Source organism: Pseudomonas sp. NFX1, from assembly GCF_051123555.1.
In the GTDB taxonomy this organism is placed as follows: domain Bacteria; phylum Pseudomonadota; class Gammaproteobacteria; order Pseudomonadales; family Pseudomonadaceae; genus Aquipseudomonas; species Aquipseudomonas capeferrum.
Genome location: NZ_CP169366.1, coordinates 3,904,771 through 3,917,130 on the forward strand (window position 1 = coordinate 3,904,771; position 12,360 = coordinate 3,917,130).

Annotated in this window: 8 protein-coding genes; 4 read left to right on the forward strand and 4 right to left on the reverse strand. The window is 64.4% G+C overall.

The genetic code is table 11. From position 1 onward, the window contains the following. Positions 1-160 precede the first annotated feature (160 nt). The 4 genes from DJ563_RS17555 to DJ563_RS17570 all read left to right on the forward strand — a co-directional run bounded on the left by DJ563_RS17555 (position 161) and on the right by DJ563_RS17570 (position 7,172). Positions 161-3,991: a sensor domain-containing protein gene (locus DJ563_RS17555; RefSeq protein ID WP_434518092.1), complete on the forward strand. Its 3,831-nt coding sequence runs from the start codon at positions 161-163 to the stop codon at positions 3,989-3,991. Positions 3,992-4,162: 171 nt separating this feature from the next. Further along, a complete protein-coding gene (gene glyA, locus DJ563_RS17560; RefSeq protein WP_274099808.1) occupies positions 4,163-5,416 on the forward strand; it encodes a serine hydroxymethyltransferase in 1,254 nt (417 codons plus the stop codon). A gap of 142 nt (positions 5,417-5,558) precedes the next feature. Beyond that, positions 5,559-6,149 (forward strand): hypothetical protein, encoded by a 591-nt coding sequence (locus tag DJ563_RS17565; RefSeq protein ID WP_274099807.1) that lies wholly within the window; start codon positions 5,559-5,561, stop codon positions 6,147-6,149. 69 nt (positions 6,150-6,218) lie between these two features. After that, complete coding sequence (locus tag DJ563_RS17570) at positions 6,219-7,172, forward strand: arsenic resistance protein (protein WP_274099806.1); 954 nt, start codon at positions 6,219-6,221, stop codon at positions 7,170-7,172. A 100-nt stretch (positions 7,173-7,272) separates the two neighbouring features. On the opposite strand, the gene DJ563_RS17575 is transcribed toward DJ563_RS17570, so the two are convergent. The 4 genes from DJ563_RS17575 to DJ563_RS17590 form a co-directional block, all read right to left on the reverse strand. Continuing rightward, positions 7,273-9,630: a TonB-dependent siderophore receptor gene (locus DJ563_RS17575; protein WP_274099805.1), complete on the reverse strand. Its 2,358-nt coding sequence runs from the start codon at positions 9,628-9,630 to the stop codon at positions 7,273-7,275. A gap of 117 nt (positions 9,631-9,747) precedes the next feature. Further along, positions 9,748-10,677 carry a FecR family protein gene (locus tag DJ563_RS17580; protein ID WP_434518093.1) on the reverse strand — a complete coding sequence of 310 codons (930 nt, stop codon included), beginning with the start codon at positions 10,675-10,677 and terminating at the stop codon, positions 9,748-9,750. A gap of 5 nt (positions 10,678-10,682) precedes the next feature. Next, the gene (locus DJ563_RS17585) at positions 10,683-11,180 is read right to left on the reverse strand and encodes an RNA polymerase sigma factor (RefSeq protein WP_274099803.1); all 498 of its coding nucleotides are present in this window, start codon (positions 11,178-11,180) and stop codon (positions 10,683-10,685) included. A 127-nt stretch (positions 11,181-11,307) separates the two neighbouring features. Continuing rightward, positions 11,308-12,237 carry a malate dehydrogenase gene (locus tag DJ563_RS17590; protein ID WP_274099802.1) on the reverse strand — a complete coding sequence of 310 codons (930 nt, stop codon included), beginning with the start codon at positions 12,235-12,237 and terminating at the stop codon, positions 11,308-11,310. Positions 12,238-12,360 lie beyond the last annotated feature (123 nt).

Consider the following 12,360-nt stretch of genomic DNA (forward strand, 5'->3'; position numbering starts at 1 on the left):
AGCGGACAACCGGGCTGGCACTTTGCCATAATCCTAGGCATGCTAGCCGGTTTAGGGTGTCCGGCCTTATAGTGCGCCACCGCGGTCTGGCAACCAGACACCGGCACCCACCGTGCATGATCAATCCCTGCCATCGCCAGCCCAATCGCAGGACCAACGCTTGACCAATCTCACTCATCCGTCGTCGCTGCGTCCCGCTTCACTGGCCCCCGCCGCTTCCCTGCGCGGGTCGATCAAGGGTGCGCTGGCCCTGTTGGCCCTGATTCTGCTGGGCCTGCTGCTGTGGCAGCTGTTCGCCCAGTTCCGCCATACCCAGGCCGACCTGCGCAAGCAAAGCCTGGAGGCCACTGCGGAGCTTGCCGACCACCTCAGCCTGAACATGGCGCTCAAAGCCCAGCAGGCGGTGAATGTGGTGCAGCCCTACGTCAATGCACCGACGCCCGCCGCCCTGCCCAGCCTGCTCGACACCCTGCGCGCACGCCTGCCCGCCCTGCGAGACCTGGCCTGGCTGGACAGCAGCGGGCAGATCCGCGCCGACAGCCTGGCCGGCAGCCCAGACCGCCCATTGATTGGCGAGCTGCTGACGTTGAACCAGGGGCGCCCCTACTTCTTCGCCAACTCGGCAGACAACCGCACCATCTACCTGTTGCTGCGCCAGTCCACCGAACAGGACCGCGGCTATTGGCTGCTGCGCCTGTCCGAGGCGTATTACCGTACCCTCACCGTGCACCTGGACAACCCGGGCCACCCGCTGTGGCTGCTGGAAAACAGCCGCAGCGGCGCGGTGCTGGAGCGCCATGCCACTGCGCAGACCAGCACGGCGCCGCTGCAGAGCGTGATGCTGGCGTTCATCGACAACAGCACCTGGCAGCTGCGCGGCCTGTTCGACGCCGAGCTGGCCCAGCAGAAGTTGCTACCGGCACTGATCGGCAAGTGCATGCTGGTGCTGTTTTGTGCCCTGCTGCCGGTGCTGGCGTTGATCAACATGCGCCGCCGCCAACGCGCGCTACAGGAAGACCGCCGGCGATATCAGGAAATCTTCGAAGGCACCGGCGTTGCCCTGTGCGTGCTCGACCTCTCCAGCCTGCCCGGCCAGCTCGACCGCTACCACCTGCGCAATCACGCGGCCCTCAAGCACAGCCTGGCCCTGGACCCGAACCTGCGCCGCTCGCTGCTGCAGGAGTTGAAGATCACCGAGATCAACCAGGTGGCGCGCCAGTTGCTCAATGTCGAGTGCCACGAGGGTGCCTGGCAGCGCCTGATCGACGGCAGCGGCGATGGCCGTGACAGCATCGGCATGCAACTGATCGATGCACTGATCGAACAACGCTCGCTGCTGGAGCTGGAAGTGCGCCTGCCGGCGCCGCTGGGCGGCGAACTGCACCTGTGGCTGATGGCCCGCCTGCCGCTGCAGCGCCGCGACTACCAGGCGGTGATCCTCAGCATCAGCGACATCACCAGCCGCAAGCAGGTGGAGCTGTCGCTGCTCGAACGCGAGAGCTTCTGGTCGGACGTGGTGCGTACCGTGCCCGACCAGCTCTACGTACAGGACGTGCCCAGCCAGCGCATGATCTTCAGCAACCGCCACCTCGGCCAGACCCTGGGCTACAGCCGCACCGAGCTGGCGCAGATGGGCGACCGGTTCTGGGAATTGTTGCTGCACCCCGAAGACGCCGCGCACTTCCAGGCGCTGCGCCAGCATCAGCGTGAAACCGGCCACAGCGAACCACTGCACTGCCAGTTGCGCTTCCGTCACCACGACGGCAGCTGGCGTTGCTACGACATTCGCGAACAGGTGCTGACCCGCGACCACGCTGGCCTGGTGACGCGCATCATTGGCGTGGGCAAGGATGTCACCGTGCAGATCGAGGCCAGCCAGTCGCTGCGCGACAGCGAACAGCGCTACCGCATGCTGGCCGAAAGCATCAGCGATGTGATTTTCTCCACCGACAGCCAGCTGCAGCTGAACTACGTCAGCCCCTCGGTAAAAGCGGTACTGGGCTATCAGGCCGAGTGGATCTTCGACAACGGCTGGCAATCGATCATCGCCAACCCGGCCCAGCTGACCGGCATCTACAGCCTGATGGAGCGCGTCAGCAATGCCATGGGCGACCGCGAGCAACTGGCCCAGCTACGTAGCCAACTGCCGACTCAACTGTTCCTGTTCGACTGCCTGCGTGCCGATGGCCGCAAGATCCCGATCGAACTGCGCCTGGTGCTGGTGTGGGACGACCAGCAGCACTTCGAAGGCGTGCTCGGGGTAGGCCGCGACATCAGCCAGCAACGCCGCGCCGAAAAAGACCTGCGCATGGCCGCAACGGTATTCGAGCACTCCACCTCGGCCATCCTCATCACCGACCCGGCCGGCTACATCGTCCAGGCCAACGAGGCATTCAGCCGGGTCAGCGGCTATGCGGTCAGCGACGTGCTCGACCAACTGCCCGGCATGCTCACCGTCGAGCAACAGCAGGAAGGCCACCTGCGCTACGTGGTCAAGCAACTGCACCAGCGCGGCAGCTGGGAAGGCGAAGTGTGGCTCAAGCGCCGTGACGGCGACCATTACCCGGCCTGGGTCGGCATCACTGCGGTGCTCGATGACGAAGGCGACCTGGCCAGCTACGTGTGCTTCTTTACCGACATCAGCGAGCGCAAGGCCAGCGAACAGCGCATCCACCGCCTGGCCTACTACGACGCCCTCACCCACCTGCCCAACCGCACCCTGTTCCAGGACCGCCTGCACACGGCCCTGCAGCAGGCCGACCGGCAAAAGGCGTGGGTGGTGCTGATGTTCCTCGACCTGGACCGCTTCAAGCCGATCAACGACTCCCTCGGCCATGCCGCGGGCGATCGCATGCTCAAGGACATGGCCCTGCGCCTGCTGGCCTGCGTGGATGACGACGACACCGTGGCGCGCATGGGTGGCGATGAGTTCACCTTGCTGCTGCAACCGCGCACAACCCGTGAAATGGCCCTTAACCGCGCCATTCATGTGGCCGAGAACATCCTCGCCAGCCTGGTACGGCCTTTCGTGCTGGAAAATCGCGAGTTCTTTGTCACCGCCAGTATCGGCATCGCCCTCAGCCCGCAGGATGGCAGCGAGCTGAGCCAGTTGATGAAGAACGCCGACACCGCGATGTACCACGCCAAGGAACGCGGCAAGAACAACTTCCAGTTCTACCAGGCGGAAATGAACGCCAGCGCCCTGGAACGCCTGGAGCTGGAGAGCGACCTGCGCCATGCCATGGAGCAGAACGAGTTCATCCTCTATTACCAGCCGCAGTTCAGCGGCGACGGCAAGCGCCTGACCGGCGCCGAAGCCTTGCTGCGCTGGCGCCACCCGACCCGTGGCCTGGTACCACCGGGTGATTTTATCCCGGTGATCGAAGAGCTGGGCCTGGTGGTGGATGTCGGCGACTGGGTGCTGCGCGAAGCCAGCCGCCAGCTCAAGGCCTGGCACAAGGCCAAGGTGCGGGTGCCGAAGGTGTCGGTGAACATCTCGGCGCGGCAGTTCTCCGACGGCCAGCTGGGCACGCGCATTGCCACCATCCTGGAAGAAACCGGGCTGCCACCGGCATGCCTGGAGCTGGAGCTGACCGAAAGCATCCTGATGCGCGAGGTCAACGAGGCCTTGCAGATTCTGGCCAGCCTGAAAAACCTTGGCCTGAGCATTGCGGTCGACGACTTTGGCACGGGTTACTCGTCGCTCAACTACCTCAAGCAGTTCCCGATCGACGTGTTGAAGATCGACCGCACCTTCGTCGACGGCCTGCCCGAGGGCGAGCAGGATGCGCAGATTGCCCGGGCGATCATCGCCATGGCGCACAGCCTGAACCTGGCGGTGATCGCCGAGGGCGTCGAAACCCATGAGCAGCTGGAGTTCTTGCGCGAGCATGGTTGCGACGAGGTGCAGGGCTACCTGTTCGGGCGGCCGATGCCGGCGCATCAGTTCGAGGCGCAGTTCAGCAACGAGACCCTGTTCATGTTCCAGTAACACCCGCTCCAACCGCAAAAAAAACGGACTTGAGAGTCAACTCCAGCCCAGTCAGGGCGCGGCTTGCAACATGAGTCCCATTGGTCCGCGACTTGACGTCACTTCATATGCCAGGCGCGAAGCAATCGGTTAGAATGCCCCCCCAATTCAGCCCGATCCTTGAGGACCGCCATGTTCAGCCGTGATTTGACCATTGCCAAGTACGACGCCGAGCTCTTCGAAGCCATGCAGCAAGAAGCTCTGCGCCAGGAAGAGCATATCGAGCTGATCGCTTCGGAAAACTACACCAGCCCGGCTGTCATGGAAGCCCAGGGTTCGGTACTGACCAACAAGTACGCCGAAGGCTACCCAGGCAAGCGCTACTACGGTGGTTGCGAGTACGTCGACGTGGTCGAGCAACTGGCCATCGACCGCGCCAAAGCGCTGTTCGGCGCCGACTACGCCAACGTTCAGCCGCACGCTGGCTCCCAAGCCAACGCCGCGGTCTACCTGGCCCTGCTGTCGGCCGGTGACACCATCCTGGGCATGAGCCTGGCCCACGGCGGCCACCTGACCCACGGCGCCAGCGTCAGCTCCTCGGGCAAGCTGTACAACGCCATCCAGTACGGCATCGACGGCAACGGCCTGATCGACTACGACGAAGTCGAGCGCCTGGCTGTCGAACACAAGCCGAAGATGATCGTTGCCGGCTTCTCGGCCTACTCGCAGGTGCTGGACTTCCCACGCTTCCGCGAAATCGCCGACAAGGTCGGTGCCTACCTGTTCGTCGACATGGCCCACGTTGCCGGCCTGGTTGCCGCTGGCGTGTACCCGAACCCGGTGCCGTTCGCCGACGTGGTGACCACCACCACCCACAAGACCCTGCGCGGTCCACGTGGCGGCCTGATCCTGGCCCGTGCCAACGCCGACATCGAGAAGAAGCTGAACTCCGCCGTCTTCCCAGGCGCCCAGGGCGGCCCGCTGGAGCACGTGATCGCCGCCAAGGCCATCTGCTTCAAAGAAGCCCTGCAGCCTGAGTTCAAGGCGTACCAGCAGCAAGTGGTGAAAAACGCCCAGGCCATGGCCAGCGTGTTCATCGAGCGTGGTTTCGACGTCGTTTCCGGCGGCACCCAGAACCACCTGTTCCTGCTGTCGCTGATCAAGCAGGAAATCTCCGGTAAGGACGCCGACGCTGCACTGGGCAAAGCCTTCATCACCGTGAACAAGAACTCGGTACCGAACGACCCACGTTCCCCGTTCGTCACTTCGGGCCTGCGTTTCGGCACCCCGGCTGTGACCACCCGTGGCTTCAAGGAAGCCGAGTGCAAGGAACTGGCCGGCTGGATCTGCGACATCCTGGCTGACCTGAACAACGAAGCGGTGATCGACGCCGTGCGTGAGAAGGTCAAGGCCATCTGCAAGAAGCTGCCGGTTTACGGCAACTGATTGGCGTTAGCCTGATGTGAAAAGCCCGGCCTTGTGCCGGGCTTTTTCGTTTTGCGCAGCTTCGCGGAACCTGTTCCAGATGGGTACCCAACCCAAGACCCCCTAGCCTGCGGCCTCCCCCACGCCAAACCGGAGGCCTTCCATGGCGGATCATATAGCGCGTTCTTTCACGGCTACCCTGCAGATAGCCGAATCACCGGTGAACAGCCTGGACTGCCTGACCACAGGGCCAGTGACCCTGGTCACACCACGCTATGCACCGGGCCAGGCATTTGACGGAGCCCGGGCGCTGGGCATGCTCAACGGCACGGAAGAAGACTGGCAGCACGGCCAGGAGTCAGGGCTGATCACGTTCGACAAGGGCGCCACGCCCTGTGCGCTGCTGCTGTACTTTCGCCACAGCGATGCAGGTTACAGGCTGTATGTACGCAGCGGCCCTCATCTGGGTAAAAGCGTGTTCACGAACGTCGACGGGCAGGTGACCCTCAGAACCTCAAAGTCGAGGGAGCCCAGCTTGTGGAGCCTGATCGATGCGCAAACCGGCAGCGCCTTCGACCTGACACTGCTCGAAGATGGCCGCCGCGAAATCCAGTTGATCAGCAGCGAAGGCCACCCTCTGGAAATTCACAACCTATACCCTGTCGGCGGCTTTCTTGCGTGTTATGCCGAGGCCCAGCCATGCACCCTGAGCCTGTTGATCGAACAACGCGGGGTAGACTGGCTCGACACTTGATATCGCCTGCACGCGCCCCACGTATTACCCTGTGCCGCTTCGACCACCGAGCGCGCACAGGACCCTGCCTTGACCAGAGAGCAACTCGAAACCCACCAGATCCCGCTCTACTTTGCTGCCGTGCTGGTTGCCGCGGCCTTCGGCCTGCTGGCCCCTGACGCCGCTCACCCCCTGCAAGCCCTGATCACCCCTGCCATTGCCGTGCTGATGTACGCGATGTTTCTGCAGATCCCCTTTCTCGACCTGCGCCAGGGCCTTGGCAACCGCCGCTTCATCAGTGCACTGCTGGTGGCCAACTTCATCCTTGTGCCACTGCTGGTATGGGCAATCACCCGCGGCCTGGTCGCGCACCCGGCCATCCTGATCGGTGCCCTGTTGGTGTTGCTGACACCGTGCATCGACTACGTGGTGGTGTTCACCCATATCGGCAAAGGCGACTCACGCCAGACACTCGCCGCAACGCCCGTGCTGTTGCTGGTGCAACTGCTGCTGTTGCCGGTGTACCTGGGGTTGATGTTGGGTGACGGCGACGAGGTGGCGATTGCCATTACCCCATTCGTGGAAGCGTTTGCCCTGTTGATCGTGTTGCCGCTGCTGCTCGCCGTGCTGACCAGCGCCAGCGCCCGTCGCTCACGTGTGGCAGCGGCATGGAACGACGCCTGGGCGTGGCTGCCAGTACCGGCGATGGCACTGGTGCTGGTGGTGGTGATCGGCTCGCAGATCGCTGCCGTGCTCCACGATTTGGCGCGCTTGCTGCCGGTGATCCCGGTGTACATCGGCTTCATGCTGCTGGCGCCGCTGATCGGCTTTGCCACGGCGCGGCTGATGCGTTTGCCGGTGCCCGAAGTGAGGTCGGTGACCTTCAGTGCGTCCACCCGCAACTCGCTGGTGGTGCTGCCGCTGGCGCTGGCGTTGCCAGAAGACTTGCGCGGGTTGGCGGCGGCGGCGGTGATTACCCAGACGCTGGTGGAGTTGGTGGGGGAGTTGATTTACGTGCGCGTCGTGCCGGCGCTCGTGCGCTGATCCTTGCCTGATAGAGCAGCCACGAAGCCTGTGGGAGCGGGTTCACCCGCATGGCACCGGCTAAGCCGGTGTTCGCGGGGCAAGCCCGCTCCCACTGGAACTACCAGTTATAAGTTACCGTGCCATAGACCGTACGTTGCTGCCCGTACTGGCAGCCCATGTCACTGAAGCAACCCGCCACATACTCCTTGTCGAACAGGTTGCTGGCATTGAGCGCCAGCTCCACGCCCTTCAGCGACGCATCCAGCTGGCCCAGCGGGTAGCTGACCATCGCATCCACTACTGCGTAGCTGTCGACCTTGAAGCTGTTCTGCGCATCGCCATAGGTGCTGCCCACATAGCGTGCACCTGCGCCAAGGCGCAGCCCGGCCAGCGGCCCGCCCTGCAGCTGGTAGTCCGCCCACAGCGAGGCCATGTGCTCTGGCGTGCGGAACGGCGTCTTGCCCTTGTTGCCGCGTTCGGACTGGGTCACCTCGACGTCGTTCCAGGTGTAGCTGCCGATCAGGTTCAGGCCGGGGGCCACTTCGGTCTTGGCCTCCAGCTCCACGCCGCGTGAGCGCACCTCGCCTTCCTGGCGGCTGAAGCCGTTGATGTTCTCGGTCTGGTTCTGCTTGGTCAGCTCGAACAGGGCAACGGTATACAGGCTGTTGCCACCTGGCGGTTCGTACTTGAGACCCAGCTCGTACTGCTTGCCGGTTTCCGGGTCCAGCTGGGTGCCGTCGGCCGTGGTGCCCATCACCGGCAGGAACGACTCGCTGTAGCTGGCATACGGTGCCAGGCCATTGTCGAACAGGTAGACCAGCCCGGCGCGGGCGCTGAACTGCTCGTCCTTCTGCGTTTGCGGGGCGCGGTCGTCCTTCTGGTTGGCGGCCCAGTCATAACGCCCACCCAGCAGCAAGACCCAGTTGTCGACCCGCACCTGGTCCTGCAGGTAAATACCGGTCTGGGACAGCTTCTGCTGGTAGCTGGCGTGGCTGAACGGGACCGTGTTCAACGGCTGGCCATAGACCGGCTGAAAGGGGTCGAAGCTTTGCAGGATGAAGTCCAGCGACTGGGCCTGGTCGAACTTGCCGTTGTTGTAGTCCACCCCGGTCAACAGCGTATGTTCCAGCCCCCCCGTGGCGAAGTTGGCCTGTACCTGGGTGTCCTGGGTGAACAGCCGGCCATCGCCCTTGCGCTGGTCACTGTAGCGCGAGTACTGGCCGCTGCCGGCCGGGCCGAACAGGGCGATTTCGCTGCTGGCCTGGCGGTAGTAGCTGTAACGCACGTTCTGACGCAGCGTCCACACCTCGTCGAAGTGGTGCTCGAACACATAACCCAGCGAGGTCTTCTCGTTGGTCATGAAGTCGTAGGCGCTATCGCCCACATACGTGTCGCGGTCCAGCCGCCCGCGCGCGTCGCGGAACACCGTGCCCGTGGCCGGCAGCGCATTGGCGAAGTTGCCGGTCTGCTTCTGGTATTCGCCGAGCAAGGTCAGCTCGGTATCGGCGCTGGGCCGATAGCTCAGCGCCGGGGCAATGTACTGGCGGCGGTTGGTGATGTGGTCGGTCTGGGCGTCCGCCTCGCGGAACAGGCCGGTCAGGCGATAGCTCCAGATACCCTCGTCATCCAGCGCATCGCCCAGGTCGAAGGCGCTTTGCTGGTAGCCCAGGTTGCCCGCCTGCAATTGCACCTCATGCAACGGCTGCTGAGTGGGGCGTTTGCTGACCAGGTTGATCTGGCCACCGGGGTCCGAGGCACCGTACAGCACCGAACTGGCGCCACGCAGCACCTCGATGCGCTCCAGGCCATAAGGCTCTGGCGCGTCCCAGCCGAGAAACTCCGGCAAGAAGGTGCGGGTGCCGTCACGCAGCATACGGCCGGTGCCTTGCTGGAAACCACGGATGGACAGCTGGTCGACGACGAACTGCGGCCCGGCCAGCTCGGTGTTGACCCCGGGCGTATAACGCAGGGCCTGGGCCACGGTCTTGGGTTGCTGGGCCTCGATCTGCTCACGGGTGATGACCGACACCGAGGCCGGGGTTTCGATCAGGGGGGTGTCAGTTTTGCTGCCGACCGACGAGCGCTTGGCCACGTAGCCATCGTCCGGGCTTGCCGAGCTGTAGGCCTGGCCGACGATCGACGTGCTGCCCAGCTCCAGTGCCCCGGTAGCTTGCGCGGCCCTCTCCAGGGTGACGCTGCCGCTGCCGGTGGCGCGCCAGGTCAGGCCACTGCCCTGCAGCAGCGCCGACAACGCCGCCTCCGGCTCATGCCGCCCGTTGATGCCACGGCTGCTCTTGCCCAGCACCAGGTTGCCATCGAAGATCACCTGCAACCCGCCCTGCGCCGCCAGGCGATTGAGCGCACTGGCCAACGGCTGCGGCGCGATGTCGAAGTCACGCGGCTCGGCCATGGCCAAGGCTGGAATCAAGGCACACAGCAACGAAATCGACGCCCTGCAAAAATGCGCTCGGTACATCAACACTCCCCCCTATTCAAATACGAAGCATTCGTTTTTGTAGAGGGAAGACGGACGACCTCGCATCACCCGTAAAAATAATTCACATCATTTTCATTGAGGCAGCACGCTGGCCACTCAACCACGCGCCTTGAACACCAGCAGATAATCCGAATACCGCCGTATGCTCAAGCCAAACGCCTGCTCCAAGGTCGCCAACCCCTCATCCAGCCGGTCCAGCTGGAACGTGCCGCTGACCTTCAGCCCCCGCAACTGCTCATCCCCGATCAGCAACCACCCCGGCCGGTAGCGCTCCAATGCCTTGAGCACCTGCGCCAGCGGCGCCTGCTCGAACACCAGCCGGCCCTCCTGCCAGGCCAACGCACTGTCCACATCCAGCCGATGCCTGGCCCCCAGCCCATCCGCCTTGCGGCCAATGGCCTCGCCCGCCGAAAGCTCGACCCGGTCCAGTGCATCCGTGACCGCCACCCGCCCGCGCTTGACGACGACTTCCACCGCCTCGCCCTCGCGGCGGACGGCATACACCGTGCCCAGCGCCGTGGCCTGCACTTCGCCTGCCCGCACTTGGAACGGCCGCGCCGGGTCATGCGCCACATCGAACAGCGCCTCACCCTTGCGCAGCGTGATGCGCCGGGCCTGGGCACTGAGCTCGACATCCACCGCCGACTCCGCATCCAGGGTAATGCGCGAACCATCGGCCAACGCCACCACCCTGCGCTCCCCTACCCCGGTCCGGTAGTCCGCGCCCCACTGCCCCTGCCAGGCCAGCAAAAGCCCCACCCCTAGCACCAGCACCGCCGCACTGGCCAACGCCCACGGCCGGGCCGGCGCCCGCCGGCGTACCGGCGCCACAAGCTGCCCGCTCAACGCCCACACCCGGCGCGCTTCGACGAACGCCTGCTGATGCTCCGGCGCCTGCGCGCACCAGGCACGCGCCGCTTCGACATCACCCGGCCGGACGTCACCCGAGGTCAGGCGCACGACCCAACCCTGCGCCATGCGGCGCACGTCAGGTGAAGGGTTCAGGGAGGCGGCAGGCTTGTGCATGGCCATCAACGTTGCAAGCTGTGGGCAAGAAAGTCCAGCGCGATGGCCAGCTGCTTCTCGACCGTACTGACAGACACCCCCAACTGCCGGGCGACCTCCTTGTGCGCGACCCCTTCCAGGCGGCACAGCAAGAAAATCTCCTGGCAACGCGGCGGCAGGCGCTTCAACGCCTCGGCCATCGACGCCAGCTCCCGCCGCGCCGCCACCTCGGCGAACGGCTCGGGGCTTTCGCCCGTCACTTCGTAGAGGTAGGCCATGCCTTCTTCATGCTGCCCCCGCGTACCCCGGCTGCGGGCGTGGTCGATGACCAGGTTGCGGGCGATGCGAAACAACAGGCTGCGCAGGTTCAGCACCGGGCCCTGCGGGGGCTGGCGCAGCATGCGCAGGTAGGTTTCCTGCACCAGGTCGGCGGCGGTGTCGGTGTTGCGAAGCTGCCGGTAGAGGAATGAGCGCAGTTCCCCGGCATGGGTCTTGAAAGCCAGCTCCAGCTCTTCGGTCTTCATGCTCGGGGTCGATACCGGTGGGGGCGAAGCGGCTGACTTTAACGATAAGGGTTTTCATTTACAACGGGGCGAGCGCAAGCCATGAAGCGCAATAGCCAATCTCCCCTTGCGCTCGCCTATGCCCTGCTCACAAGGCATTCATTTCAGCAATATCGCGCAGCACCTGGTCTGCAGAGTGGTCGAACATCGCCTGCTCCTGCGCATCCAGCGGCAACTCGATGACCCGCGCAATCCCCTCCCCGGCCAGTACACAAGGCACACCCATGGCAATACCTGTGCGCCCGTACTCGCCCTCCAGCACCGCGACCGCTGGCAAAATGCGGTTTCGCCCATTGGCGATCGCATCCACCATCTGCGCAATGGCCACGCCCGGCGCGTCGCAGGCACTGCCCAGCTTCTTCAGCCCCAGAATCTCGCCGCCACCCTGGCGGGTGCGCTGCACGATGCGCTCTATCTGCTCACTGGACAGGAAGTGCGCCAATGGCACCGACCCGACCGCGCAGTAGCGCATCAGCGGCACCATGCTGTCGCCATGCCCGCCCAGCACCAGGGCCGTGATGTCCCGAGCGGAAAACCCCGTTTCCTCGGCAATGAAACACTTCATGCGCGCGGTATCCAACACCCCCGCCTGCCCGAACACCTTGTTGCGGCCCAGCCCGCTGCGCGACCAGGCACGATAGGTCAGCACATCGACGGGGTTCGACACCACCAACACGGTCGCCGCCGGCGCATGCTGTTTGATGTCCAGCAGGATGCCGTCGAGAATGGGCAGGTTGATGCTCAATACATCCTGGCGCGACTGGCCAGGCTTGCGCGGCACCCCTGCCGTAATCACCACCAGGTCAGACCCCGCCAGCATTTCGGCCTTGGCCCCGCCCTGAACCCGGGTATCGGAACCCGATTCGACCGCCGCCTGCCAGATATCCAGCGCCTTGCCTTGTGCCAACTCACCCTGCACATCGATCAACATCAACTCATGGCACAACTCATCCCGGGCGATGACCTGAGCCGCCGCCTCGCCGACCAAGCCGGCACCCACAATGGATAGTTTGTTCACCTGACACCTCCCAGCGGCGCGCGCCACCAGGAACACGCCTGCGTATACACAGAAGTATTGCCTGCCAGGGCTAAAAGGCCACCCCGTGATTGATACCCGTCGGCTGAGCAGTTTGAGCCGCGC

Bases quoted from the DNA above. Each gene is read 5' to 3' on its own strand.
- DJ563_RS17585 (WP_274099803.1), bottom strand. From the start codon at position 11,180: ATGAAGACCGAAGAGCTGGAGCTGGCTTTCAAGACCCATGCCGGGGAA.
- DJ563_RS17580 (WP_434518093.1), bottom strand. From the start codon at position 10,677: ATGCACAAGCCTGCCGCCTCCCTGAACCCTTCACCTGACGTGCGCCGC.
- DJ563_RS17565 (WP_274099807.1), top strand. From the start codon at position 5,559: ATGGCGGATCATATAGCGCGTTCTTTCACGGCTACCCTGCAGATAGCC.
- DJ563_RS17575 (WP_274099805.1), bottom strand. From the start codon at position 9,630: ATGTACCGAGCGCATTTTTGCAGGGCGTCGATTTCGTTGCTGTGTGCC.
- glyA (WP_274099808.1), top strand. From the start codon at position 4,163: ATGTTCAGCCGTGATTTGACCATTGCCAAGTACGACGCCGAGCTCTTC.